Annotated in this window: 21 protein-coding genes and 1 tRNA gene; 13 read left to right on the plus strand and 9 right to left on the minus strand. The window is 55.2% G+C overall.

All coding sequences use genetic code 11. From position 1 onward, the window contains the following. Positions 1–49 precede the first annotated feature (49 nt). From AC2FNN_RS05230 to AC2FNN_RS05255, 6 genes are read right to left on the minus strand one after another with little or no spacing between them, the layout of a single operon-like run. The gene (locus tag AC2FNN_RS05230) at positions 50–988 is read right to left on the minus strand and encodes an HAD-IIA family hydrolase (RefSeq protein ID WP_496757067.1); all 939 of its coding nucleotides are present in this window, start codon (positions 986–988) and stop codon (positions 50–52) included. Then, a complete protein-coding gene (gene phnE, locus AC2FNN_RS05235) occupies positions 952–1767 on the minus strand; it encodes a phosphonate ABC transporter, permease protein PhnE (protein WP_496757069.1) in 816 nt (271 codons plus the stop codon). The genes AC2FNN_RS05230 and phnE (AC2FNN_RS05235) overlap by 37 nt, the downstream gene beginning before the upstream one ends. After that, complete coding sequence (phnE, locus tag AC2FNN_RS05240) at positions 1767–2582, minus strand: phosphonate ABC transporter, permease protein PhnE (RefSeq protein WP_496757071.1); 816 nt, start codon at positions 2580–2582, stop codon at positions 1767–1769. The genes phnE (AC2FNN_RS05235) and phnE (AC2FNN_RS05240) overlap by 1 nt, the downstream gene beginning before the upstream one ends. Then, positions 2579–3373: a phosphonate ABC transporter ATP-binding protein gene (phnC, locus tag AC2FNN_RS05245; RefSeq protein WP_496757073.1), complete on the minus strand. Its 795-nt coding sequence runs from the start codon at positions 3371–3373 to the stop codon at positions 2579–2581. Before phnC ends, phnE (AC2FNN_RS05240) begins: the two co-directional genes overlap by 4 nt. 60 nt (positions 3374–3433) lie before the next feature. Further along, positions 3434–4408, minus strand: coding sequence for a phosphate/phosphite/phosphonate ABC transporter substrate-binding protein (gene phnD / locus AC2FNN_RS05250; protein ID WP_496757075.1), 975 nt, complete (start codon positions 4406–4408; stop codon positions 3434–3436). Between the two features lie 58 nt (positions 4409–4466). Continuing rightward, the gene (locus AC2FNN_RS05255; RefSeq protein ID WP_496757076.1) at positions 4467–5276 is read right to left on the minus strand and encodes a DeoR/GlpR family DNA-binding transcription regulator; all 810 of its coding nucleotides are present in this window, start codon (positions 5274–5276) and stop codon (positions 4467–4469) included. A gap of 244 nt (positions 5277–5520) precedes the next feature. Here AC2FNN_RS05255 and AC2FNN_RS05260 point away from each other — a divergent pair, with 244 nt between their 5' ends. The 5 genes from AC2FNN_RS05260 to AC2FNN_RS05280 are packed head-to-tail and all read left to right on the plus strand — an operon-like array spanning position 5521 to position 10920. Further along, on the plus strand, positions 5521–5985 hold the full coding sequence (locus AC2FNN_RS05260) for an NUDIX hydrolase (protein WP_496757077.1): 465 nt from the start codon (positions 5521–5523) through the stop codon (positions 5983–5985). A gap of 58 nt (positions 5986–6043) precedes the next feature. Then, positions 6044–7069, plus strand: coding sequence for an ABC transporter substrate-binding protein (locus tag AC2FNN_RS05265; RefSeq protein ID WP_496757079.1), 1026 nt, complete (start codon positions 6044–6046; stop codon positions 7067–7069). Then, positions 7070–9286, plus strand: coding sequence for an ABC transporter permease (locus AC2FNN_RS05270; protein WP_496757080.1), 2217 nt, complete (start codon positions 7070–7072; stop codon positions 9284–9286). After that, positions 9283–10353 (plus strand): ABC transporter ATP-binding protein, encoded by a 1071-nt coding sequence (locus AC2FNN_RS05275; RefSeq protein ID WP_496757082.1) that lies wholly within the window; start codon positions 9283–9285, stop codon positions 10351–10353. The genes AC2FNN_RS05270 and AC2FNN_RS05275 overlap by 4 nt, the downstream gene beginning before the upstream one ends. After that, positions 10354–10920 carry a histidine phosphatase family protein gene (locus AC2FNN_RS05280; RefSeq protein ID WP_496757083.1) on the plus strand — a complete coding sequence of 189 codons (567 nt, stop codon included), beginning with the start codon at positions 10354–10356 and terminating at the stop codon, positions 10918–10920. Positions 10921–10923: 3 nt separating this feature from the next. Here AC2FNN_RS05280 and AC2FNN_RS05285 read toward each other — a convergent pair whose 3' ends face one another. From AC2FNN_RS05285 to AC2FNN_RS05295, 3 genes are all read right to left on the minus strand, one after another. After that, a complete protein-coding gene (locus AC2FNN_RS05285; RefSeq protein WP_496757085.1) occupies positions 10924–11715 on the minus strand; it encodes an inositol monophosphatase family protein in 792 nt (263 codons plus the stop codon). A gap of 408 nt (positions 11716–12123) precedes the next feature. Next, positions 12124–13116, minus strand: coding sequence for an IS30 family transposase (locus tag AC2FNN_RS05290; RefSeq protein WP_496757087.1), 993 nt, complete (start codon positions 13114–13116; stop codon positions 12124–12126). 110 nt (positions 13117–13226) lie between these two features. Beyond that, a tRNA-Leu gene (locus AC2FNN_RS05295) sits at positions 13227–13311 on the minus strand. Between the two features lie 662 nt (positions 13312–13973). Between AC2FNN_RS05295 and AC2FNN_RS05300 the strand changes: the two genes are divergently transcribed. The 8 genes from AC2FNN_RS05300 (at position 13974) to AC2FNN_RS05335 (ending at position 25615) form a co-directional block, all read left to right on the plus strand. Further along, on the plus strand, positions 13974–14567 hold the full coding sequence (locus AC2FNN_RS05300; protein WP_496757089.1) for a hypothetical protein: 594 nt from the start codon (positions 13974–13976) through the stop codon (positions 14565–14567). Positions 14568–14569: 2 nt separating this feature from the next. Continuing rightward, entirely contained in the window at positions 14570–16582 is a 2013-nt protein-coding gene (locus AC2FNN_RS05305; RefSeq protein ID WP_496757091.1) for a dynamin family protein, read from the plus strand. Between the two features lie 8 nt (positions 16583–16590). Beyond that, positions 16591–18342, plus strand: coding sequence for a dynamin family protein (locus AC2FNN_RS05310; protein ID WP_496757092.1), 1752 nt, complete (start codon positions 16591–16593; stop codon positions 18340–18342). 52 nt (positions 18343–18394) lie between these two features. Beyond that, positions 18395–18796, plus strand: coding sequence for a hypothetical protein (locus tag AC2FNN_RS05315; RefSeq protein ID WP_496757093.1), 402 nt, complete (start codon positions 18395–18397; stop codon positions 18794–18796). A 23-nt stretch (positions 18797–18819) separates the two neighbouring features. Further along, complete coding sequence (locus tag AC2FNN_RS05320) at positions 18820–19692, plus strand: hypothetical protein (RefSeq protein ID WP_496757095.1); 873 nt, start codon at positions 18820–18822, stop codon at positions 19690–19692. Positions 19693–19760: 68 nt separating this feature from the next. Further along, complete coding sequence (locus AC2FNN_RS05325; RefSeq protein ID WP_496757096.1) at positions 19761–21803, plus strand: dynamin family protein; 2043 nt, start codon at positions 19761–19763, stop codon at positions 21801–21803. Next, a complete protein-coding gene (locus AC2FNN_RS05330; protein WP_496757098.1) occupies positions 21800–23086 on the plus strand; it encodes a dynamin family protein in 1287 nt (428 codons plus the stop codon). Before AC2FNN_RS05325 ends, AC2FNN_RS05330 begins: the two co-directional genes overlap by 4 nt. Positions 23087–23428: 342 nt before the next feature. Then, the gene (locus AC2FNN_RS05335) at positions 23429–25615 is read left to right on the plus strand and encodes a serine/threonine protein kinase (RefSeq protein ID WP_496757099.1); all 2187 of its coding nucleotides are present in this window, start codon (positions 23429–23431) and stop codon (positions 25613–25615) included. The last annotated feature ends 113 nt before the right edge of the window (positions 25616–25728 follow it).

The following is a 25728-nucleotide window of genomic DNA, read 5'->3' on the forward strand; positions in this document are numbered from 1 at the left end:
CCGATGTTCGAGTTGACAGGAAAACATATCCAAGCGGAACGCCCTGACATCAAGGCCGGTTTAAAACAAAGTTCGGTGCTATCCCGGCCTTCATGATTGCTGCTTCAACATCATGCCCTGCGAAGAAACCGTATCCCGAGATGAGTGCGGAAGGTATGCCTGCTTCTCGTGCGCCCAGTATGTCGGTGTGAAGACTGTCGCCAACCATCAGAACCCGGGACTTGTCGATGTGCCCGAGACGTTGGAAAGCAATATCATAGATATTGGCGAAAGGCTTCCCAAAGAACCGGGGGGCGACGCCTGTCCGGTCTGCCAGCCGGTGCGCGTAAAGACCGGGTTCCTTGGAAAAACCGTACTCGCGCGGAGCGACGATGTCAGGGTTGCCGACCAATACCGGGCGGGGACGCTCTTGCAAAGTGGCCTCCAACATGGCTTGTCGCGCTTCAGTCCAAACCGCTGACCCGATCAACAAGAACCCGTCGACGGTTTCGTAAGGCTTCGGATCATCCTCCAGATAGGACAGTTTCAGCCCCTCCAGATCGCGAAGGCCGGCACTGGGGGTCGCCATCAATCCCCAATGCAAATCACTTTGGCCGTTCAGTTCAGACAACAACGTGGCCCGGCTGGTGATCACGTCTTGTGGTGCGAAATCGTAACCAAGCCTCGTGTACTTCTCCATAAGGGTTGCGTGGGGAAACCCAGCGGCATTCGACACGACCAGAACACGTTTGCCGGCGGCTTTCAGCGTCCTGACCCGATCTGGCGTATCCGGTATCGCCGTTTCACCAATATTGAGAACCCCGAATGCATCGAGGAGGAACACGTCAAACTCATGAGCTATGTCCTCCAGCGTGTCCGCCTGGCGATAGCTCAATTCAGTAGATCTGGTTTGCGGCAGGCGATGTCGTACAGCCTCGTAGGCGTCAAAAGCCTCTTGCGCAGAGAACCCGGTCAAATGATGGCCCCTCGTACTTTCGCCGAAACCCATTCGCTGATCATAACCGCGACGAGAATGACAATCAGGATCAGGCTGACTTGTGGCCAAGCCAGAACGTTGAGCGAAGCTGAGAGTTGCAACCCGATACCCCCGGCTCCAACCAGCCCGAGCACTGTGGACTCGCGGATGTTGATATCCCAACGGAAGACGGCAATGCCCGCGAAAGCTGGTAGGATTTGCGGTACGATCCCATAGGCCATGACCTGCCAGCGTGAAGCACCGGTTGCCGTAATTGCTTCGACCTGAGAGTGATCGATTTCCTCAATCGCTTCGTAAAGAAGCTTTGCGCAAAACCCGATTGAACGAATGGCGATTGCTATGACACCGGCGAACACTCCGGGACCAATAATCGCGATCAGAAGAAGCGCCCAGATCAACGAGTTGATAGAGCGGGTCGAGACAATGACCAACAGGGCAATCGGGCGGATGAACAAGGCCGATGGCGTGGTGTTGCGGGCCGCCAAAAAGGCGACGGGCACTGCCATGCATAGGGCGATGATTGTTCCCAGGGTGGCAATGTTTAGCGTGTCCCAAATCGGACGGCCCAACTGGGTGATGTACTCCCATTTGGGGGGCGTCGCACGGGTCCAGATATCATTGGCGATGCGGGGTGCGTCCCAGACGAAAAACCAAGTCGTCGACTCTGAGATCAGCTGCCAGCAGTAAACAAAGATCGCCACGCCCAACAGCCAGCCGAACCAACGGACCAAGCTCTGACCGGTTGTCCGGCGACGCCAGATTTGCGCATCGTCGCGTTCAAGTATCGGCATTACTGAACCCTCGCTCGAATAATTCCCGAAAGGTATTCAAGTGCCATCACGATGCCGATGATCAGAATGAGAATGGCCGCCGCAGTGTCGTATTCATAGCGGTCGAATGCGGTGTTCAAAGTCGCACCAATTCCACCAGCCCCCACAAGCCCGAGGATCGCGCTTTCCCGGAAGTTGATGTCGATCCGATACATGGAAAGGCCCACAAGTCGCGGCATCACTTGCGGCTGGACACCATAGTTGATCCATTGTGGCCAACGCGCTCCAGAGGCCTTGATAGCCTCGGCCTGAACCTTGTCCATGGCTTCGATGTCTTCGGCCAGAAGTTTCGAGAGAAACCCGATGGTGGCGAAGGAAAGCGTCAGAAATCCGGCCAATGGACCAAAACCGAAGATAGCCACCAGCAAAATGGCGACAATGATCTCCTGCAATGCCCGACTTATCGCGACGATGCCCCGGCAAATCATATAGATGGGCAATGGCGCGATATTGCGTGCAGCCCCCAGCCCTATCGGGATCGATATCAGAATGCCCATGACCGACGCGGCCACGGTCATCACGATACTTTCCAGAAGGCCGCTCCAAATATCTGACCATCGTGAAATGAAGTCCGGGCTGGTGAACGCAAGTACAAATGCCCAACCTCGATCCAGTCCTTCATAGACCCGGCCCCAATCGACTTCGATGGTCATAAAGGCTGCGATCAGGTAGGCGAAAAAGCCAAGGAACAATGCCCAGCGGAGCATTGGGTTCTTGACAAAGGCAGGCTTACGCCAGCCTTTTCCCAGCATGTCGTCAAGTTCTCGATGGCTCATTCTGCAGCCTCGACATCGTCATCTTCGTCAACTTTTTCGATGGTGGCTTCCCAGTCCTCTTCCCCATAGATCTCGGTCAGCTTCTCAGGGGTAAGACCTGTGGGAAGCCCATCATACACAATTTCGCCAAAGCGGAGTCCCACGACGCGGGGAACAAACATCTGAGCAAGCGCCACATCATGGATATTGATAATGGCTGCCAATCCGCGTTCCCGACATAACTCGGTGATTAGACGCATAATCTGACGGCTGGTCTTTGGGTCCAGCGATGCAGTTGGTTCATCGACCAACAGCAGTTTTGGGTTCTGTATCAGTGCCCGGCAGATGCCGACCCTTTGGCGCTGACCACCAGAGAGTTCGTCCGCCCGTTTATCTGCCATGTGCAACAGCCCCACCCGATCGAGCAGCCGGAAGGCTTCGTCCACATCCGACTGCGGATACCGCCGCAGGAAACTGCGCCAGAATCCCACGTATCCCAGCCTGCCGGACAATACGTTTTCCATCACCGTGAGGCGTTCGACCAAAGCATATTCCTGAAAGATCATGCCCATTTGGCGGCGTGCTTTCCGCAGCGCACCCGAGCCGAGTTTGGTCACGTCAACGTCATCCAGAAGGACACCGCCGCTTGTCGGTTCAACCAACCGGTTGACACAGCGGATCATGGTCGATTTGCCCGCGCCCGAGGGCCCGATCAACGCAAGAACCTGTCCTTTTGGAACCTCAAGATCAATCGCCTTCAGCGCCTGATCTCCGGTCTTGTATGTTTTCGTCAGCTTTTGAAGACGCAGCATGAAATGCCCCAGATTAGGGTGAACAGCGGGCCCTTTCAGGCCCGCCGGATGAGCCAAAAATTACTGGCAGGCGTAAGAGACGCCATTTGCCGCGTCAATTTTACGAATAACGTCCCAGAATTCCTGATAGGTCATCTCGAGGAATTGGCCTTCGTTCGATTTCGAGAACTCCGCCTCCAGTGTCGTGCCGTCCCAGTCGAAGTTGAAGAAAGCATTGCGGATTTTCTCCTGCAACTCGGGCGTCAGGTTGTAAACGGTCCCAAACCCTGTGGTCGGGAAGGTCTGCGACTTGTAGATCGTAACGACATCATCTTCCTTGATCACATCGCGCAAGATCATCCGCGATTTTACCGAGTTCGCGATCGAAGCCGCCAGGTAATCCTTGTTGGCGACACCCAGGATCGAGTTGTCGTGCTTGCCCGAGTAGACTGGTTCGAAATCGCGTTCGGGCAGAAGATCAAAATCGCTTTTCAGGATCGCCGAGGGCGCTTTGAACCCCGAGTTGGATGTGGGCGATGTAAAAGCCAGTTGCTTTCCCTTGATGTCTTCGACCTTTTCGATGCCCGAACCCGGATAGGTGATAATCTCCATCTCGTAACCAAAATTTCCGTCTTTTGAGGCCATAATCGTGAACGGACGGAACCCAGCGCAGTTTACCGCAAGTGGGTTGGAACCCGTGTTGAAGCCTGCAATATGCAAACGCCCCGAACGCATCGCCTCGATCTGGGCCGCGTTGTTCTGGACTGGAAAAAAGACGACGTCCTTGCCAGTTTCTGCTTTCAAATGGTCAAGAAAGTCAGACCACGCGGTTTTGTAAACGGCAGGGTCTTCAACCGGAGTATAGGCAAAAATCAAAGTGTCAGGATCTATCTGCTCGGAAGGATCTGTGGGGATATCCGCGATCAAGTCCCCGTCGGCATCACAAAAACGCTCGTCCAAGTCACCACGTGGACAATCCTGCGCTGACGCCGCTCCACTTATCGACATGAGTACGATTGCAGACGCCCCAAGCAATAGTTTGATATCGATCTTCATGTTTTCCTCCCAGTCAAGTGCGGTGCTTTTTGTCCGCTGTTAATCAGCCATTTAACATCTACCCGGCGACGAGAACGTTGACCCCGGCGCCTTCAATCGCGTTATGCAATTCTTCTGTTGGTTTTTTGTCGGTGATTATCGAATCCAGGTCGTCAAGGTCTCCTACCTGAGACAGGCCTTTCCGGCCGAATTTCCCGGAATCAACAAGAAGGTGCCGTTTTTCGGCTCGTGTCAGCATCACCCTCTTTACTGCCGCAAAGCCGCGCACCGTTTCTGAAGGGCCATCCGTCGAAATCCCCGAGGAACCGATCATGCATCTGTCGACGTTGAAACGGGACAGAAACTCCAGCGTCTCGGTTCCGATCGTTGCGGACTCAATTGCCAAATATTCCCCCGGGCATAACAGCACTTGTGCAGCCCCATGACCAAGGGTCATAGCTACGGGAATGGAATTGGTGATTACCGTGCAAGGGGTACCAATATAAGCCAGTGCACGTGCCATTTCGATTGTGGTCGAGCCGGAATCGATCATGACCGTTTCACCGCTCTGGATCAGTCCTGCCGCTGTGGCACCTATCCGTTCGCGTTCCTCGACCTGAGCGTTTGTCCGTTCATCCAAACCCGGATAGTGGCCTTGCGCGGCGGCCGATGCCCCCCCGTGTGCCCGCGCTATCAAGCCGTCATTCGATAAAGCATCGAAATCTCTGCGTACAGTCTCGGTGGAGACGTTGAACCGCTGCGCCAGTTCGTTGATCCGAACGTGCGGGCGCAGCTTCAGTTCCAACAATATCTGTTGGCGCCGGTCGGATTTCTTTACCCGGCTGTGGTTCTTTTCAGACATTTTGCCGCGCGTTTTAGTTTTGGACATCCGACGACCCGACTAGGCTTCGACACTTACTTTTGTGGGCTTTCGGTCATAATGCAATATTTTTTGTTGCATAACCCTCGGAAGATTGTGAGAATTCGAGCGAACACAAATATTACCAAGCGCAAAGCAAAGATGCTCAGGCTGATCAAATTCAGAATACGAGCCAAGGCAAAGCGTTGACCGGCCAACTTGCCAATAAGACAGCTTCCTTTTGGTTCTTGATCGTGTGGCATTGAGGAGCAGCATGGGCGACAGCGAAACGGCAGATCAGATTGCGGCGCTTCCGATGCGCTGGGACAAGACTGGCGAGTTGCGCGTTCTTATGGTCACTTCGCGGGATACCGGCAGGTGGGTTATCCCGAAAGGATGGCTAATGGACGGTAAAAAACCATGGCATGCCGCCGAAATAGAAGCGCAAGAAGAAGCAGGCGCTATCGGCACCATATCGAAACGGCCAATCGGTCATTTTTTCTATGACAAACGATACGAGGGGCGAAGCAGCGTTCGCTGCCGTGTTACCCTTTACCCTATGGTCGTCGAAAAGCTGAAGCGACGCTGGAAAGAAAAAGGTGAACGTACGCGTCACTGGTTTTCACCGGCAAAAGCCGCAAAGTTGGTACAAGAAAGCGATCTGTCAGATTTGCTGAACAATCTGACAGACGATCCAGAAGTCAAAATTGTCATAAAGAAACTTCGACAGGCCGCATGAGGAAGGGCATGAAAGAACCGGGAAACCCGGACGCATCAAGCTCAAAGGGAGGAAAAAAATGAGGAAATTGATATCCACCACGGTTGGATCGGTGATCGCCCTGGCCGCGTCACTGTCGGCGGCACAGGCCGACAAACTGACATTTTATTGTTCGGCGCAAGAAGATTGGTGCCAACTGATGGCGCGCAGCTTTGAAGATGCAACAGGCATCGACGTCAACATGACGCGAAAATCGTCAGGTGAAACCTTTGCACAAATCCGCGCCGAAAGCTCGAACCCGAAAGGAGACGTTTGGTGGGGCGGTACGGGTGATCCGCATTTGCAGGCCGCCGAAGAGGGCCTGACGATGGAATACATTTCGCCAATGCGCGATCAGCTTCATGATTGGGCGATATCCCAGGCAGAAAGTGCGGGTAACAGAACGATCGGCATCTATTCGGGCGCACTGGGCTACGGCTACAATTCCGATCTTATCGCAGCCAACAACCTGCCCGAACCGGCCTGTTGGAAAGACCTGTTGAAGCCCGAATACAAGGGCCACGTTCAGATGGCGAACCCGAACTCATCAGGTACGGCCTATACCACGCTGGCGTCGATGGTGCAGATCTTTGGCGAGGATGAAGGTTTTGAGTTCATGAAAGGCCTGCATTCGAACATCAACCAATATACCAAGTCTGGGTCCGCGCCGATCAAGGCCGCCGGTCGTGGTGAGAACACCATTGGTATCGTCTTCATGCATGACGCCGTGAAACAGGCCGTTTCAGGATTCCCGATTAAGGTCGTCGCACCATGCGAAGGCACAGGATACGAAATCGGTTCGATGTCGATTATTGAAGGAGCCCGCAACGAAGAAGAGGCGAAAAAGTTCTATGACTGGGCCCTCTCGCCCGAAGCTCAGAACCTTGCCCTTCAAGTCAACGCGTTTCAGGTGCCATCGAACAAAGGCGCGGAAACTTCGGAAAGCGCACCTGACATGAGCCAGATCAAGCTGATTGACTATGACTTCAAAAAGTATGGGTCCTCAGACGAACGGAAGCGTTTGTTGCAGAAATGGGACGAAGAGGTTTCGACTCTGCCGCAGTAAATGACTGACCGGACTTCAAAAACGACCCATCCGGTCCTGATCTTCTGGATCACGGCCGGGTGGGTCGGATTCTGCCTGTTGCCTTGGTATATGGTCGACGGCGGCCTTTGGTCGTTCGAGTGGATTTTGGACGGCTATCCATTCGATGAGGGTTACGCCCCCGCTGCATTTCTGATCGGGCAGGGCGAAAAACTTTGGCTCGCGCCGCTTTTGATCGCACTCGCCCTGCCGCTTCTGGTGTTGAAGCGCGCCAAATCTGATCCAGTTTTCGCCCGCATACTGATCCTGTCAGGGGCGCTTGGCTTTGGCTGGCTGATCGCCCAAGGGTTCAGCATTGGCATCAGAGGTTTCAACTTCAATTGGTTGGAGGCGATGTTTGGCGAACTTGGCGACCGTCAGTTCGGCATGGGCTATGGCGCGATGATATGCGCCTCAAGCTTTCTGTTCCTGCTTACTCAGGGGATTGCAGCAAGGGGTGCCATTAACGGTGACGTCTTTGTCGTAAGCGCTATCGGAGGCGTTATTACAATTGTCACCGCGTTTGTCTTTTTTCCGATCGCGAAGATGCTTTTCGCTGCCTTCATCACCGAAGACGGCGCGTATTCCATCGCGGTCTTCTTCTCGAAGTTTTTCGATGATCGACTGTGGGGTCTGGGGTGTTTTCAGGGCGCGCGTTGTGGCGCAGCCTGGAATTCACTGTTCCTTGCCATCCTTGTCGGTGTCATCACCACGGTCCTGGGTCTTTGCTTTGCACTTGTCGTGACGCGCTCAGGCTTCCGCTACAAGCGCGCGCTGCGGGCTCTGACCGTTCTGCCAATAATCACCCCGCCATTCGTTATCGGCCTGGCGCTGATCCTGCTATTTGGCCTGTCCGGGTCTGTCACCCGGGTCTTTGCCGAACTGTTCGGCACGCAACCGACACGCTGGCTTTACGGAATGCCGGGCATCCTGATCGCCCAGACACTCGCGTTTACGCCAATCGCGTTTCTTGTTCTGATCGGGGTGGTTGAAGGTGTCTCTCCGTCGATGGAAGAAGCGGCGCAAACGCTCCGCGCCAGCAGATGGCAGACATTCAAGACGGTTTCCTTGCCCCTGATGCGGCCTGGTCTTGCGAACGCATTTCTTCTGGGCTTCATCGAAAGCATGGCCGATTTCGGCAATCCGCTTGTATTGGGCGGGAATTTCGACGTGCTTTCGACCGAGATATTCTTTGCCATCGTCGGCGCTCAATACGATCAGGGCAGGGCCGCGGTTCTGGCCATGGTGCTGCTGTTCTTTACTCTTTCCGCCTTTTACGCGCAGCGTGTCTGGCTGGGGAAGAAAAGCTATACAACCGTCACCGGCAAAGGGGATGCCGGCGTTCATCCACTGATGCCGACTGGCCTTTCTGTCCCGGTACTGCTCATCGCTCTGGGCTGGGCGCTGTTCACAATTGTTGTTTACGCGATGATCATTTACGGCAGTGTTGTCGAGTTGTGGGGCGTCGATAACTCGCTAACGATCAAGCACTACATCACCGCATTCTCGGTCCGCTTCGAAGACGAGGGTATTCGCTGGACCGGGGCAGCTTGGGACAGTTTCTGGACCACCATAACCATCGCGGCCATTGCTGCCCCATTGACTGCCGCCGTTGGTCTGGTGACCGCTTATCTGCTGACAAGACAAAGTTTTGCAGGCAAGAACGCTTTCGAATTTGGAACAATGTTGTCCTTCGCTATCCCCGGGACAGTGATCGGCGTCAGCTACATCCTGGCCTTCAACGTTCCGCCAATTGAAATCACGGGTACGGGTGTCATTCTCGTTGTCAGCTTCATCTTCCGCAATATGCCGGTTGGCGTTCGTGCAGGGATCGCGAGCATGTCGCAGCTTGACCGCAGCCTTGATGAATCCTCGCTGACCCTTGGTGCAAACTCGTGGCAGACGTTCCGAAACGTCATCCTGCCGCTGTTGCGCCCTGCGATTCTTGCTGCGCTTGTATACAGCTTTGTTCGCGCCATGACGGCGATTTCGGCCGTCATCTTTCTGGTCAGTGCAGAGTATGACATGGCGACCAGCTACATCATTGGTCGGGTCGAGAATAACGACTATGGCCTTGCGATCGCCTATTCGACGACGCTGATCTTCGTGATGCTCGCGGCGGTCGGCTTATTGCAACTTCTCGTCGGCCGGGTCCAGATTGGCCGACGCACGCAGCACGGATCGGAGACATCGCCATGACCGACACCAAAATCGGTTCCAAGGCCGCCCCGGTACGCTTTGAGAACGTGTCGAAAGTGTTCGGCAAGGATGTCGTTGCCGTCGACAACATCAACCTGAACGTCGAGGCTGGGAAACTCGTCACACTGCTTGGCCCGTCAGGCTGTGGGAAAACAACGACTCTGCGCATGATTGCCGGGTTGGAAATGGCAAGCTCGGGCAAGATCCTGATCGGAGATCGGGACGTGACCAAATTGCCTGCCACCGACCGTGACGTATCCATGGTGTTCCAGTCATATGCGCTTTTCCCTCACATGAGCGTGCTGGAAAACGTGATGTATGGCCTCACATTCTCGGGCTTTGCAAAGGATGAAGCCCGCAGTCGCGCTCTGAATGGATTGGAACTTGTTGGTCTTCAGGGGTTCGACAACCGTCTTCCCTCTGAACTGTCGGGGGGTCAACAACAGCGTGTTGCCGTTGCCCGTGCACTAGTTCTTGAGCCGCAGGTACTGCTGTTCGATGAGCCGCTGTCAAACCTCGATGCCAAGCTTCGCCGTCAGGTGCGAGAGGATATTCGGGCAATCCAGCAAGATCTTGGTTTGACAGTTGTCTACGTGACCCACGATCAGGAGGAGGCACTGGCGGTCTCGGATGAGATTGTCGTCATGCGCAACGCAGCAATCGCCCAAATGGGCACACCCCGCCAGCTTTACGATGCCCCGAACGACCGGTTTGTCGCCGATTTCATAGGCGAAGCAAACCTTTTGGAATGCCAAATCGTCGAAATCAACGGCGACGCGGCAACAATAGAAATAGAAGGCTATCACCACACGCTACCACGCCGCGGATTGTCCGAAGGACCCGCGACCATCGCCGTGCGACCCTCACGTCTGGTCATCGGTTCAGACCAAGGCATACCAGCCACGGTGGCCAAGGCGACCTATGTCGGCGTTCGGATGGAATACACGCTGACCGGTGAATTCGGCCAGGTTTTTGCCGTACACGATGACGTCGACGCGCCGCTTGATCCCGGCACCAAAATCAAAATGGGCTTTGCTGACAAAGGCCCCGTTCTTTTGCCGGATTAAATGCCGAAACTCATTATCATCTCGCACCCCGAGGTCTCTGTCGATCCGGCCGTCCCGATAACTGAGTGGGGCTTGAATGCTGTGGGCCGCAAACGCGCTACTGAATTTGCATCCAGTGAAGTCTTGTCCAACGTGACGCAGATATGGACCAGTGGCGAGCGGAAGGCCCGCGAAACAGGTGAGATTCTTGCTGCACCACGAGCGCTACCCGTGAATTGCAACTTGGGTCTTGGTGAGAACGACCGCAGCGCAACCGGTTACTTGCCTCGGGACGATTTCGAGGCCGCGGCCGATGCTTTCTTTGCTCAGCCGGATACGAGCTATCGCGGTTGGGAAACAGCTGTCGAGGCGCAGAGGCGCATTCATCGAGCAGTAACAGAGATAATCCAGACGCATGGTGCCGGGGATCTTGCAATCGCGACACATGGGGCAGTGGGCACATTGCTTTGGTGCGCACTTTCGGATCGTTCGATCGACCGCAAGTATGACCAGCCCTCACAAGGCCATTTCTGGCAGGCTGATCAAGCGACACTCAAACCTGATTCAGGTTGGGTCTCTTTGACATAGACGTCAAACGTTCCATGCGTTCTCTGCGATCTCGCGCAATGTCTCGAACACATCTGGCGTGCCTGCGATCACGCGCCCGCCGTTTCGGATCATCGCATCGGCGTTCTGATCCTCGACAACGCCACCCGCTTCTGCGACCAGCAATTGCCCAGCCAGGCAATCCCAAGCATTCATGTGCTCCTCGACATAGCCCAGAAGGCGCCCGGCAGCGACGTAAGCCAACGAAAGCGCTCCGCTGGCGTTTCTGTGAAACATTGCCCCGTGCTCGATCAGATCCTCGATCACTGGTAAAACATTACGGCTTTCAATCCGGTTCGAGTATCCTACGGCCACAGTTCCGTCGCACATGGGCACTCCTGAAGCGACGCGTATCGGTGATCCGTTAAGTGTTGCTGTTTCTCCGCGCGTTGCGACAAAAGTTTCATCCACGTTTGGATCATGGATCACGCCAATCTCCGTTTGGCCGTTGGTGACACCAGCCAGAACAATGGTCCATGCCGGAATACCGTTCACGAAATTCGTGGTTCCATCAATTGGGTCAATAACCCAGTCAAAGCCACTCTCTCCCGCTACCGCGCAATGTTCTTCACCGTAAATGCCATCTTTGGGCCAAGCCTCCGAGATCTTTTGACGAATGAAGGTCTCGACGCTCCTGTCCGCCTCGCTGACCCAATCCTGAGCGCCTTTTTGATCGACGACAAGATTGGCCCGATCTGCAAAGAACTTTTTGGCCATTACCCCAGCCTGCTTGCAGACTTCGGTGGCAAAGTCTCTGCGTTCTGAAGGTCGAGACATAGGTGCTCCTTTTTCGGTTGGAGAGTTGCCCAGCAACATTGCAGGCCAAGCCAAGACCAGGCAAGACAGATAGTCTTTTTGTTTACTTCAGGGGCATTATTGAGTCTGCAAACTTTCAGTTGCTTGTGAATTCGATCACCTTCGCGCCCAGAGTTCCGGGGCAGGGGATTCTACCGATCAACTATGCTCAAGTAAGACACTCTGCGTCGGTTTCCCGGTCGCGAAGAGGCTCGCTGGCTTTCCGCTTGACGTAGGCTTTAAGCACTTGGACCGTCGAAACATTCAAAAAAGGCAAAAATCTTGAGGCGTTGAATTCAATGGGGGTGAGATTCAATATTTCGATCCCAATATTTACGTACTCCGACATCCGAAGACATGGTGACTCAAGGGTCGTTGCGACGGTTTCCGCTATCTCAGTTTCATGAGTTCATCTCTGAATGCCTCGGCGGGTGTCTTCCAACCCAGGCATTTTCTGGGGGTTCCGTTCAAGCGGTCGCGAATCGCCGTCATTTTGCGATTTGAGAGCGCCGCCACGAGCGTGTCGCGAGGAAGGTATCGGCGCGCACGCTTGTTCAGGTTCTCGACCGATCCCTTTTGCCAGGGCGCTTGAGGATCGCAAAACCAGCTCTCTGTTCCAATGCCGGATTTGAGTCTGCGCCATTCCCGGAATTCAAAACCCCGGTCAAATGTAATCGAGCGTCGTGCTGGTTGGGGCAGGGGTTCCTTCACATCCATCTGTCTGTTCATGAAGTGCGTCGAACTGCGGTCGTTGTTGCGAAATAGCACGGCAAACCGGGTCTTCCGCTCGACCAGTGATGCGACGTTCGTATTACCTGTATGGCGCTCGAAAATCATCAGATTGCCTTCCCAATCGCCGAATTCTTCGCGTGTTTTTATGCATTCCGGGCGCTGGTGAATGGACCGATCCGGCGGAAAAACCTGGCCTCTGGGGCGTCTGCCATAACGCGGTCGGCGTTTCTTACGTCTGCTCGGCAAGTGCCGCGCCAGTTGTTCGGATTGGCCTTCAGCGCTGTAGACATAGGCGTAGATCGTCTCGTGGCTGACCCGGACAGGCTGATCGTTGTAACCGAGGCGGCCCGCGATCTGTTCTGCTGTCCAACCTGCAATCAAACGGTCGATGACATGTGCGCGCAGGTTCTCCAAGCGGATCAGCTTGCGCCGCCGAGCGCGTCTGGACTGCGCTGTTCGTTGTGCTTTGACGCCATAGTAGCCACTCAGATGCGACAACTCGGAGTCTTCGAAACGGTTCCGGTTGATCTCTCGATAAACCGTGGATCGATGCCTGCCGATCTCCACCGCAATCTTGCTGACGGGTATCTTTGCGTTCAACATATTCTCAATGGCGCGCCGCTCGTGCAGATCCAGTTCTGTGTGTGCCAATTTCCGTTCTCCTTGCTTTTCAGCAAGATAGGGGATTTGTCGCAAGCCAGTTTAGAATGTGCCCTGGCTGCACGCGCTATTCGTATAATGATGATTATGGTAAATTCATATGGTGCGGGTGGAGGGACTTGAACCCCCACGCCTTGCGGCGCCAGAACCTAAATCTGGTGCGTCTACCAATTTCGCCACACCCGCAACCAAGCGCGTTTGCGCTGGAATGAAGCGGTCAATAACAAAGCTTGCATCGGAGTGCGAGAGGGAAAATTCGAGGAATACAAAGTTTGTGACTTGCCAGGCTGCCTGGTTGAAAACTGCAAGCTGTCTTCGACCGTGCCGCTACCGCAAGCAACGCAACGGTCGCGAAACCAGAGGCGTCTGAAATCCCACCTGCAACCGGTTTGCAAGCAGCTATATGACGTTGCTTTTTCCGCTTTTGGGTCACTGGTTGACGCCCGGCACAATCAAGCCGATCAAAAACGCGCTAACGTTGAATAAATGCCAGAACTACAGGCCGGAATTTGTGCCGCCAAACGTGGTCGAGAATCAAAGCGAAACGGACCAGATTTGGTGCAGTCTGATCCTGAAAGCTGTCGCAGACTGTGTTGCTGGATCTGCCTTGGCATTTGATTCCATCCTCAAGGTTCGGTGTTCTCAGAAAAGCAAAAAAACATAAGTGTTTGTTTTTAATAGAAAGTAAGAAGCCAATGTGTTTCAACCTTCAAATCATTCGAATGCACCTGAAAAGACGTCACCTCTGCCCCAATTGACTGCGCCCACTATGCATGTATACAAGCTTGCCGGATTTTTCTCGGTCTGATCTGCCGCTTTGGAATACTCGCGTCGGTTGAGGCATTCTTATGAGAGATCGACCACATTGCCGCCACAATTCAACCGCTAAAAAATCTTATTCGCGCCAAAATAACACCGCCTTGAAGGTACTTGTTGTTTATCAGGAGTTAATGAGTCTTTTTGCCACTTTGGCGCCGGTACGAGTTTTTTTGCTCAACTCCAATACAAGGCTTTCTGCTGTGACCGATTTGAATCCCTCCGCTGCCGCCGAGCAAGAAGCCGTCTTCTTCGCTCGTGAGAGTTTCCTTGGTGAGCTCAAGACTCTGAATCGCGACCATCCGAATACAGGCTTTGGCATTTCGCTTCGAACGCATTCCGGTGAACATTACCTGCTTGCGAACGCACGCATGCCGTTGCCCGCCGCAAAATCCGAAGGTTTCCCGACCGGGCGCCGCGTTGCGTGCCTCGAGAACGGCGACCGCTTCAGCTCGATCGAAGTTCTGGCCGATTCCAAATCGTACGAGACCATTACACCTCGGGCCGAAGCCGAAATTCTGGGCAATGCATTGGACCTGATCGCGCGGATCGACACTCTGACAAGCGTTCCGGCGGGGCGTGTTGCGCACGAACCCCAAATTGCCGCAACGGGAACCGGAGGTTAAGTATGGCGCGCAACGATCACCTATTGTCTGTGGGCAACGAAGCACTGGCACCTATGACGGCGACCATGGCTTCACTGACGGCTCAGATTGATCAACTGACTGAGGTGGCTGATGCGCGCTCCTCGGCGCGGCTGGCGACCCTCAAGACCCGGATGGAGAATTTTACTGCCAGCGTCACGATGGTGGGTCAGGTCAAGGCCGGAAAATCCTCGATCGTAAATATTCTTGCCGGGCGCCCTGCCCTGCTTCCGTCAGACGTCAATCCGTGGACGTCGGTGGTTACGACCCTGAACATCAACACGCGCCCGCCCGGTGATACAAAGGCCAAGTTCACGTTTTTCGAGCAGGAAGAATGGGACAACCTGATGGTCGGCGGCGGTCGTCTTGGCGAATTGGCCAATCGCGCCGGTGCAGATGACGAGATGGAAGACATCCGCCGCCAGATCGGTGAGATGAAGGCCAAGTCAGAGGAACGTCTTGGCAAACATTTCGACCTGATCCTGGGGCAAAGCCATCAGTATGATCATTTCGATGAAGAACTGATTCAGCGCTATGTCTGTCTGGGCGATGAAGATGATCCCGATATTGATCCCAAAACGGGCCGGTTTGCTGATGTTACCAAATCAGCCGAGCTGTATATGGACATTCCGCAATACCCCATCGCGCTGAAACTGTGCGACACGCCGGGTGTGAACGATACGTTCATGGTGCGCGAACAAATCACTCTGCGCAGCCTGCGCGGATCCGAAGTCTGCGTTGTGGTGTTGGCGGCAAGCCAGGCCCTGACGACAATGGACATGGCCCTGATGCGCATTATCGCGCAGTTCGAGAACCGGCAGATCATCCTGTTCGTCAACCGGATCGACGAGCTGTCCGATCCTGTGAACCAGGTGCCAGAGATCCGTGACCGCATTCAGGACACGCTGAAACAGAACAATATCGACACAAATACCAGCGTCGTTTTTGGCAGTGCGCTGTGGGCCGAAGCGGCGTTGACCGGGAACCCGGATATTCTGACAGACGAGTCGCGCCAGGCTTTGAATACGTTCTACCTGGCCGCCGGTTTCGGTGATCAGGCGGCCTCGCTCGATAAAATCTGGGCGCTGTCCGGTCTGCCCGATCTGCTGCTGGCCATGAATGAGCGCATTGCAGAAGGTGCCGGAGCGCGACTGATGGACCGCGTCCGCCATCGGGCGCGAAATATTGCCAGTCAGATCCGCGCGACTGCGGTTGCCAGGAATCTGTCCGAAGGTGAAGGCGTTGCACGGGATCTTGACGGCGTATCGCCCGAAGAGGCGATAAACACGGTGTCGGCCGAATACGAAAAGAAAGCCGCCGAGTTGACAAATGCGCTGCGCGACAAGGTGTTGGAGCGTCTGAAGTCAGCCGAGGACAATTTCGTCAAACGCGCAACGGACTCTCTGATCGCGCATCTTGAAAAAAATGGCGAACAAGGCACATGGCAATACGATCCAGCGGGTTTGCGGACGTTGCAAAAAGCTGCCTATTTCAGTTTTGCCCGCGCCATGCGAAAGGATGCCGGGGCGTTGTACGCAACCGCAACTGCGGATGTAGAGGCGCTTTATCATAAGATACTTGGCAACCATCTGGGCGAATTCAGCATCGAAGCGCCCATTGTTCCCCGTGTTCCGCCACCTCTGGGTATCGGCCGGACGATCGCACTGGACTTGCAAAGCACGTGGTGGCGACGTTGGTGGCAACGCCGAAAGGGGTTTGAAGCATATGCGGCGGATTACACGCGGCTGATCGCGTCCGAGGCAAATTCGATCACCAAGGATATCGAGGAAAACCAGATTGCAGCGGTGCTGGAAAACGTCCGTGCGATCCTAACGGATTTCCTGCGTGAGCAGAAGGAAACCCTGCTGAGCATCTCGTCTTCCGCCGACAAGAACCCGGGTCAGACCGCGGCGGCGATGGCGGGCTTGCAGCCACAGAAATCCAAGGACGAGATTCTGGGTGACATACTGAAAGATCTAAGCAACGAAGCGGCATAAGTAGAAAAATGGCAAAAGATACACAAACACGCTTTGTTTCTCCGAAGGCATGGGAACGCATCGAGCAGTGGTCCCGCCGCAAGCCGGTTTTCGCCCTGATGGGCGAGTTCAGCGCCGGCAAATCCACGTTGATGAACTTTTTGCTGCGAACGCAGACCTTGCCGACGCAAGTGACAGCAACCCAGTTGCCGCCAGTCTGGTTTAGCTGGGGCAATCAAGCGCCCTATATCAAACGTCACGATGGAAGTATCGAACTGATCGAACTGGATCAGCTTGAAACCGTTGGCGTTAATGACGCACAGTTCATCCGCATCTTTCTTGAGGCCGATATTCTGGAAGCTGTCGACCTGATCGACACCCCCGGCATTTCGGATCCCAAGATCTCGACGGATGTATGGCAACGCGCGGTGGGTCAGGCCAACGGCGTGTTGTGGTGTACCCACGCGACACAAGCCTGGCGCGAAACCGAACGCGCGACATGGGTTTCCTTGCCCGAAAGGTTGCAAAACAACTCTTTACTTTTGGTGACGCGGGCAGATGCCCTGAGCCTCAAAGACCGTCAAAAAGTACTGCGCCGCGTTAACCGCGAGGCGGGACATCTGTTCAATCGGTCCATTCTGTTCTCGGCCCGCGACGCGATCACGGCCCGGGACAAGACAGGCGATGCCGAGATGTGGTCGCGCAGCGGCGGAGGCAAGATGATCGACAGCTTTCTGGAGATCACGGAACAGATTATGGACAACCGCGCCGATCAGCTGGCTCGATACCAGATCGACAAGAGCCAGGCCGACGCACCCAAAGTCAAACCTTTGCGCCCTGCCCGTTCATCGAACGAGCCGAAAGCCAAAGACGAAGCCACACCCTTGCGGTTGGTGAACCCGCTGGAGGACGCCGGGCAGTCGAACACTGAAGGCGCTACAGTTGTAACCAGCTTTCCGGTACGGCCTGCCCGGGTCGAGCGGCGCTCTGATGAGGCCGAGCGGGTTCGGATCGATGCGGAAGAGGCTGAACGGCTGCGCGCAGAGATGACGTCAGAACCGGTACCGCTGCCCGTTGAACCCGACACAAGTGATGATCTGCGTTCCTTTTTCAAGGACACCTCGAACGACCCGCTGGAATTGGCGAATGTCGCGGGCCTTGAGGATAACGAAGACGAATTCGATTTGTCCGTTGACGCCGATCTGGACGACGCATTGGATGACGACCCGGGCGCATTGGATGATGCTGAAATCAGCCCCGCGCCTCTTGCGGCTGTTGACAATTCCGATGATGTGCTTGCTTCGCTGAACACTTCGATGCAAGAGAACCCGATCGTGCCCGATATGGACGAAGAGGAACCCAACCAAGACGATTTGGCGGAAGATCGCGGCATAGAAGTTTCTGTATCCTCGATTACAGCATTGATGGCCGCGCAAACCGGCAACAATGCAGATGAATACGAGCCGGAACCCGAAACCAGCGGTTTGATTGAAGCTGCCACCACCGAACAGGTTGATGCAGTTGAAAGAAGCCTTGCCACGCTGGGTGGCCTGCCCGAAGTTGCGGTTGGATCACCTCTCAGCGCGTCAGATATGTGGCAGGAGGTTTCAAGAAATGAAGACCTGCCGCAGGATGCAGAAGGGCTGAAGAACGTATTCATGGCTTTTCTGGCCGAATTTGATCAGATCGCCATTGAACACAACGAAAAGCAGACCAAAGATGCACTTCGAACCATTCCGAAAGCCAAAGAAAACAGCAGCGCTGAATGGCATGTGTTGTAAGGGTGTCCGAATCGAAGTAATGAGAAACTCATAAATGAAAACAACGGCTTAAATGTCTATTCAAACCGCACTGAACTCTGCCATGGAAACGATACCCGACTGTATAGCAGCCGGGTATATCGACATGGAGACAGGGATGCTTTTGGGCAGCTCTGTTTCAGATTCCGACTGCGCGGATTCGTTGGATATTTTGGCGGTGGCTGTGGCCAATCTGTTTCAGGGGCAAGGGGTTGCAGCGTTTGAAGCGCTCTTGCGTCAGGCTGGCAGTGCGGACGAAGAAAACGCTGGCTTCGGGGAAGTCGCCGTTTTTTCCAAGGACAAGCTGAACATCTTTTTGCGGACCAAGGAATATCCTGATCATGTGGTCTGCTATATCTGTCGCAACAGTGCGAATGTCGGACTGGCGCTTACCAAATCACATCTCAGTCTGGGGCCGGTCGCGGCTGCGGTTTGAACGGGACCAGAGGGGGTCACGGCATGATGGACACGGACATTCTCGACCTGCTTGAAGATATCAGGCGGACCTCGGTCGCACGGCTGTCTCCGACCGTGCGGATCGCAGGGGAAACAGCGGCCGCGCGCCGGTCTGCGGTATTGCGGGCAATCCGCGGCACAGTATTGCCGCGCCGGTTGGAATTTATCGCCGCAAACGGGGATTGTCTGGCAATCGAGGTGAACAGCTCCCGGATCACGGATGTTTTCAAGGTTCCGGCAGGTGAGGTTCCGGACTTTGAAACGGAATCACGCGCCGAACTGATCGAGAAACTGGCTGGATTGGTCTCCGGCATCTCCGCTTCGCCTGCTCCGCTTGAGCTGACGTCGGGCAGACCGGACACTGCGCTTGAAGTGGATGACGTGGGTATCACCTTCAGTGAAATCGATAAAGCTTGCGCCGCCATCGAGCTTCCGTCCGAGCAGATTGTTTCCGTCGTCCCGAGTGCTGAGAAACCTGTTGATGACCTTCCACCCGCCGAGGCAACTGCCGGTGTAGCGGAAACACTTCCCCAACGTTTTTTTGAAGCGTCGAGTCGCTTCGCCTCGGGTCGTGTGTTCGTGGACAGTTCGGACAAAGCCGGACCTCTTTTGGAAGGCGTGTGCAAGCCATCTGAACCGATGTATCCCGACCAGGACAAGCTGGCCCGTTTTGTGGCTGATCTTGCCGGCTGGGATGGCGACTCTCAGCATGAGAGTGAAGACCCGCAACTGATTGTCATGCGGCCGTCGGGCGGGAAAGGGGCCGGTCTGGCCGTCTTGAGTGACCAAGGTCAGATCGCGGTCGCCATCCACGAAGCCCGCAAACTGGGGGCAGTCGTCAACCTGTGGACCTCTTTGCAGGAGGCCGAGAAATGATTGCCTCCGTTGAATTCAAATTTTCGACTACTTCAATCTGTTTTTTATTGTAATCAGGGTAATGAGTAATGAGTGAAACACATCGCCGCGAACTTATTCGCATAGCAGAGGAAATGAACGGGGCAAGCAATGATGAAACGCGCCAATTCATTTCGCGCATCATTGGTGATCTTAGCAATCTGAAACCGTCAATTGCGTTTGTCGGGCAAATCAAGGCTGGAAAATCGCGTCTGATCAATGGCTTCACCGGTCAGGCAGAGTATTTGCCTTCGGATGTAAACCCCTGGACAACAGTTATAACCGACATGCATTTCGGGCACCCTTCCGGCAGGACCCAAGGTGCCGAATTCCACTTCTTCGACAATTACCAATGGCAATCACTGATCGCCGAAGGTGAAGAACTGCGCAACATGTTTCCCGATGACGAGGACAGCTATAAGCGCGAGATGATCGAGGAACAGGTCGAGGCCATGAAGGTCCGGGCGCGCCGGCGTCTGGGTGACAGCTATGAACAGCTGTTGGGCCAACAGCACGATCTGGACGAACTGACGTCAGATGACCTGGCCAGATATGTCTGTGCCGGGGATGATCCGTCCGAGGACGGGGCTTTGGATCCGGGCAGTGATCGCGGGCTTTACAGCGACATCACCCGCAAGGCCGAGGTCTATTTTGACTTGGGCCATTTTCCGTTTCCGCTGACGGTCACCGACACGCCCGGTGTGAATGACCCCCTGCTGATCCGTGAAGAAATTTCACGACAGTATCTAAAGGAATCCGATTTCTTTGTGGTGGTTCTGTCCGCGCATCAGGCGTTGTCGCGCGCGGATCTGAAACTGTTCCGGTTGATGCAAGCACTGGAACTTGGGCAGATTGTCGTCTTCATCAACCGTGTGGATGAACTGGGCGGCGGGGCCGAAGACGCGGCCAAGGTTCGTCTGGATGTAATGGAGGGGCTGGAAAAGGCGCTCGGCAACTCGAACATCGATGTCCTGATGGGCAGCGCGCAATGGGCGCACTATGCTCTGACCGGTGATGAAACCGGAGTGAACCACGACCACGTTCTGGCGTGGCTGCGCGCCCACCCGGAACAGATGCAGCAATATCTAAACGGTGTGGCCGAGATCAAACAAGGCCCGGGACCGATCAGCCGCGAAGCGGTTCTGCGCTTTGCCGCAATGATCGCGTCCGGCCTGCCCGATCTGCGCCGTCATGTTACTCAGGCTTTGACGGACGGACCGATCAACGAACAGTTGCGGATGGCCTGGCAACATCTCGACAGCTTCGCACGCGGTGAGCTTGAGCGCTCTCAGGTTCGTTTGCGGGCGCTGCAAGATGAAGACGGCCTGGATGTCCGAAATGCCGATGAAAGTGACAAGACACTTGGCGACCTGCGCAAGCTGATTGCTGAAAAAACGCAGGAAATCACGCGTGACATGGATGATGTCCTGTCGAATCTGCGTGGGGTCATGGATGACACTGTTTCTGAATCGGTGGCTATCGTTGTGCGCGGGCCGGACGGCCAGTCGCCTTTGCTGGCAAAAGGTGGAGAGACCGAGCTCAATTTTACGCCATTGCGCGAGCGTATGCGTGAACTGGTACAGGGGGCATCGCAAGTTGTTCGGCAGCGCATGCTCAGCGAGCTTTACGCGATCGACATGCATTGCAATGCCGCCTTGCGGGCATTGCCGGGATGGCAAGAGCCGGTCGACAATCGCATGAACACCAGTGCAGTACGTTGGTTCCGGCCGGACACCACCGCTCTGACCCGTGGCATTACCGTTGAATTGCGTGTAAACTGGTTGTCGCGTCTGATCTCGCGCAATAGCGTTGTGGCGCGTGCAGAACGGCTGATCGTGAAGGAATTTGAGCTGATCGGGGATGACCTGATCGACACGACCCGCGACGATCTGTTGGAACGGCTGAATACGGTTCTGGACCACTATATGGCCCTTCTGGCCGGTCATCTTGAGCACCGTTCCAACTCAGGAGAACTGAACGCCCAGGCGGAAGCGCAAGGTGCATTCGACAAAGCGCGTCGCATTGCAGCCGAGCTGGAGACGGTTTTTGGAACACCCGATGCGGATGAAAGACAAGCAGAGGCTGCGGAATGATTGAATTTCCCGGAACTGAAAAGGAAGTACGCCAACTGGAGCGCTTCCTGACCGCAACTGAAAACCTGACGCCTGACGAGGCGTTGGAGGATATGCGTGCGCGGGCTCTGAACCACGCTGAACGTCTGTCAAACGCGGTCAATATCGGTTTCGCCGGGGAATTCGGCGCAGGCAAGTCAAGTCTGGCGAACATGCTGGCTGGCGCGGACATACTGCCAACCGGCCCGCAGCATCTGAAATTGCCGCTGGTGATCGTCGCATACGCGGATGCGCCTGAAACGACTGTCGGTTGGTGGAACAGGGAACCAAAGACATATTCCGGTATAGTGCTGGAAAAAGCGGCCGAGGAAGAGCCCGATTTCATATCGGTCGGTATCAATACTCCGGCTCTCAAGGAAATATCGCTGTTTGATCTTCCGGGCTCGGGTGCTCTGGATGATACCTACAAGCCGACTTTGGATCTGCTGAAATTCGTCGATTGTGCCATCTGGTGCACAAATGGAACCAATGCCTGGCGCGAGACCGAGCGCCACCTGTGGTCTCAGGTACCCCCCGAATTGCGGGCCAACAGCCTGCTGGCCGTAACACATGCTGATCTGCCCCCGGTGCAGGGTGCCCTGGACCGCGTCCTTGCGCGTCTGAACAAGGAAAAAGAAGGAATGTTCCGCGCCGTTGTCCCAATTGGTACGCCGGTTGCGGTACGTGCCATGGCGCAAGAGCCCGAGCCCGACTTTGCGCTTTGGGAAACCTGCGGCGGACAGAACCTTGCGGAACACGTGCTGGAAGCGGCATCCGAACGGCGCCGCGGCGATCTCGAGGCCGCGCGGAAGGATTTGCAGCAGGACTTCCTCCCCTATCTTGAGGCGTTGAAGGGCGCAGTGCCAGAGGCTGTTTCGAATGACACCACATCGATGCAATCAACGCTTGGGTCTGCCCTGCCCCCGTTGAACAACCCCATTCTCGAGGACTGGCTGGCCGCAATAGCAAGCATCTATGAAGATCTACGTGAAACCTCTGACATCGAACCGGCCGCGTTTCTGAACAGCTGTCAGGAGATCGTCGAAGATTTTGCGGAACGGCTGGAACAAGGTGGCGAAATCGACCCCGAAGCTGATTGGATTCCCGCAGAATTTGAAAAGGCGACAGATTTGCTTTTGTTGCTGCAATTCGAAAGCGGGGACGCACCATTGAAGGACGCAATCAGCATTCTGGCGCAGCTGGGTGACAACCTTGCCTGGGCTGGCAGCACAGTCGCCGAGGCGCAGCCGAAAACCGGAACCTGACGCCTTCCCGTCCAGATTGAGCTGCATTGCAGCGATTCGAAGGGCCGAGGAATCGGCCCTTTATTGTTTCGAATTCGTGGACCAACACGCTTGATTTCGGGTTTAAGTTTTCAATCAGCCCATACACAATGTCTATATATTGCCTATTTGAGACATTTAGACACAACATATGCCATTATGTGAAAAACGATCCATAGTGAAGCCATCAGGCGGCCCCAATAAAGTCAAATTTGAAACGTCTAACCGTTCTCAAGTGTCCTGCGGTTGTTTTTGGTTGTGAGTTCGTGGGCTGTAGGCCCGGTTTTTTCTAAGCCGCAAAATGAATAGAACGGGCGGATTGAAATGAGCCACAACCAGGCTGTCGGCGCGACGCACGACGAACCGAAAATTGAAGGATTGCAGCCAGGCGCAAAGCTGTTGCGCGGGCAGTATGAAATCCTCCGCTATCTCAGCAACGGCGGATTTGGAATCACTTACCTGGCGCGCGACAGCCTGGAGCGCGATGTCGTGATCAAAGAGTGCTTCCCCGGAGCGCTATGCCGCCGCAACGGTGATCTGGTCGAACCAAATGACCCGTCCTTCAAGGACGACCTACGCGCGATCATTGACCTCTTTATTCAGGAGGCGCGCAATCATGCGCGTCTGGTACATCCCAATATCGTAGATGTGCACCAGGTGTTCGAAGACAATGACACCGCATATATCGCAATGGACCTGATCCGTGGGTGCGACCTGCTGGATTACGTGGAAAACCCGGAAAATGACGGCGGCCCTGATTTCATCGTTCAGGTCACCGAAAAAATGCTGTCCGCGGTATCTTTCATTCACCAGAGCGGCATGTTGCATCGGGACATTTCGCCGGACAACATTCTGATTGATGAAAACGGAGACCCCGTCCTGATCGATTTTGGCGCCGCACGTGAGCAAGCGGCGAACAAGTCGGCAGCATTGTTGACCCTGCGCGTCATCAAGGATGGATACTCTCCGCACGAATTCTATGTCCGGGGCGCGGATCAAGGGCCCAGCAGCGACCTTTATGTTCTGGCCGCCACGCTCTATCACGCGATCAGCGGTGAACGCCCCATCGACGGCCAGAGCCGCCTGAACGCGTTCAACAACGGGCAGGATGACCCCTACACACCGCTGACCGGTCGTTTCGAAGGATACCCAGACGGGTTCCTCGAGGCGATTGACAAGGCGATGGAAGTTCACGCCACGGATCGTCTTCAATCTGCTTTGGATTGGTTGCGCATGTTCCGCGGCCCCGGTGTCATGTTTGACACATTCGCCTATCGGCCCGTGTCTGTAATTGTCGGCATGGATCGCAAGGACAAAGAAGAAGAAAAGGCCCGGATCAAGGCCGAAAGCGAAAACGCCGAAGCCGTAGTTACAGCCCTGCTGGCCGGAAACTCGGACATCGTTCTTGGCAACGAAGACAAAAAAGATGGCGATCTGTCCAAAATCGCAAAGAAAGAGGAAACCCCGGTCGCTGTCGATACAGTGGTTCAGAGCGGGTCCGGCGGCAGTGGCAAGCTGATTGCAGGCGCGGCTGTTGTTGCAGTTGCTTTGGCCGCGGGTGGTTTCTTTGTCATGTCCGGCGACAAGACAGAAGAACAGACAGAAACACCGGTCGCGCAGCCCACGGCAGACATACAATCCGCTGAGGCAGAGTCGCCCGTTTCCGATCCTTCTGTCACAGAGGCCACCGATCCCGAAACCGAAGTGGCCGTTGCACCCGAACCCAAACCGGAAGAGCCTGTCGAGCAGGCACAACCAGTACCTGCGGAGCCAGCTGCCACAGAAACAGCCTCCGCAGACACTGAACTTTCCGAGGTTCCGGCACAGTCGGAAGAAGCGTCTGATATTGCAGCAGTGTCTGAGATCGAGACACCTGCGACTGACGCCATTGCCGATGCCGGTGTTCCGGCGGAACGGCAGGTGGCGTTTGCGCATTGGGATGTCGATATCCCCTTCCAGACATCCCGCCGCCGCGGCTCGACCGGAGCCACGATTGCAGTTACGGGGGTGGACGCCAATCAGGACATGAGCGTGATCGGCGAATGGGTGCAGCGTGGTGCTGTCATCTATACCCTGAATGGCAGCCCGGTCCGTCAGGATGTTCCATTTGCAGCGCAGGTTCTGGATAACCTGAAGGTTGATGCCGATGGGTATACAAGGGTTGCTGCCCGCTATCGCCCGCTGGGTCAGACCCGGGCGCAAAATGGTCTGTTGGCCCTTCCCGCCATACGATCCGTTGGATTGGAAAATGGTTACACCTTTACCGTTAGCGCCGATAGCAATAGCGGATGGCAAACGACGGTGAACGCAGTTCCGGCTGACGCGGCAGGAAGCCTGCAAAAAAACGATGTCCTTCTGAATGAAAGCCATTCCGGCATTACATTTGACGGCTCGGAAAGCCTTGATGAGATGCTGGCCACACTCGTTTCAAGCGAGCAGCCTGAAGCAAAACTGACAGTGTTGCGCAATGGGGCTGAGACGGCCGCCATCATGCAGCTTGCACAGGAGTAATCTGACCGGTTCGAAAGTGATCTGCCAGTGTGTGTTTGCTGAGGGTGGCATCCAGGTTTGCCACCCTGGCGGGAACCGGCCCGCCGCAGAATGTACCAGTTCCCATGGGTATC

Source organism: Ruegeria sp. BHSA118 (assembly GCF_059613405.1).

What these genes read in the sequence shown, in the direction of transcription:
- AC2FNN_RS05230 (WP_496757067.1), bottom strand. Translation starts at nt 988, where the DNA reads ATGGGTTTCGGCGAAAGTACGAGGGGCCATCATTTGACCGGGTTCTCT.
- phnE (WP_496757069.1), bottom strand. Translation starts at nt 1,767, where the DNA reads ATGCCGATACTTGAACGCGACGATGCGCAAATCTGGCGTCGCCGGACA.
- phnE (WP_496757071.1), bottom strand. Translation starts at nt 2,582, where the DNA reads ATGAGCCATCGAGAACTTGACGACATGCTGGGAAAAGGCTGGCGTAAG.
- phnC (WP_496757073.1), bottom strand. Translation starts at nt 3,373, where the DNA reads ATGCTGCGTCTTCAAAAGCTGACGAAAACATACAAGACCGGAGATCAG.
- phnD (WP_496757075.1), bottom strand. Translation starts at nt 4,408, where the DNA reads ATGAAGATCGATATCAAACTATTGCTTGGGGCGTCTGCAATCGTACTC.
- AC2FNN_RS05255 (WP_496757076.1), bottom strand. Translation starts at nt 5,276, where the DNA reads ATGTCCAAAACTAAAACGCGCGGCAAAATGTCTGAAAAGAACCACAGC.
- AC2FNN_RS05260 (WP_496757077.1), top strand. Translation starts at nt 5,521, where the DNA reads ATGGGCGACAGCGAAACGGCAGATCAGATTGCGGCGCTTCCGATGCGC.
- AC2FNN_RS05265 (WP_496757079.1), top strand. Translation starts at nt 6,044, where the DNA reads ATGAGGAAATTGATATCCACCACGGTTGGATCGGTGATCGCCCTGGCC.
- AC2FNN_RS05270 (WP_496757080.1), top strand. Translation starts at nt 7,070, where the DNA reads ATGACTGACCGGACTTCAAAAACGACCCATCCGGTCCTGATCTTCTGG.
- AC2FNN_RS05275 (WP_496757082.1), top strand. Translation starts at nt 9,283, where the DNA reads ATGACCGACACCAAAATCGGTTCCAAGGCCGCCCCGGTACGCTTTGAG.
- AC2FNN_RS05280 (WP_496757083.1), top strand. Translation starts at nt 10,354, where the DNA reads ATGCCGAAACTCATTATCATCTCGCACCCCGAGGTCTCTGTCGATCCG.
- AC2FNN_RS05285 (WP_496757085.1), bottom strand. Translation starts at nt 11,715, where the DNA reads ATGTCTCGACCTTCAGAACGCAGAGACTTTGCCACCGAAGTCTGCAAG.
- AC2FNN_RS05300 (WP_496757089.1), top strand. Translation starts at nt 13,974, where the DNA reads ATGAGAGATCGACCACATTGCCGCCACAATTCAACCGCTAAAAAATCT.
- AC2FNN_RS05305 (WP_496757091.1), top strand. Translation starts at nt 14,570, where the DNA reads ATGGCGCGCAACGATCACCTATTGTCTGTGGGCAACGAAGCACTGGCA.
- AC2FNN_RS05310 (WP_496757092.1), top strand. Translation starts at nt 16,591, where the DNA reads ATGGCAAAAGATACACAAACACGCTTTGTTTCTCCGAAGGCATGGGAA.
- AC2FNN_RS05315 (WP_496757093.1), top strand. Translation starts at nt 18,395, where the DNA reads ATGTCTATTCAAACCGCACTGAACTCTGCCATGGAAACGATACCCGAC.
- AC2FNN_RS05320 (WP_496757095.1), top strand. Translation starts at nt 18,820, where the DNA reads ATGATGGACACGGACATTCTCGACCTGCTTGAAGATATCAGGCGGACC.
- AC2FNN_RS05325 (WP_496757096.1), top strand. Translation starts at nt 19,761, where the DNA reads ATGAGTGAAACACATCGCCGCGAACTTATTCGCATAGCAGAGGAAATG.
- AC2FNN_RS05330 (WP_496757098.1), top strand. Translation starts at nt 21,800, where the DNA reads ATGATTGAATTTCCCGGAACTGAAAAGGAAGTACGCCAACTGGAGCGC.
- AC2FNN_RS05335 (WP_496757099.1), top strand. Translation starts at nt 23,429, where the DNA reads ATGAGCCACAACCAGGCTGTCGGCGCGACGCACGACGAACCGAAAATT.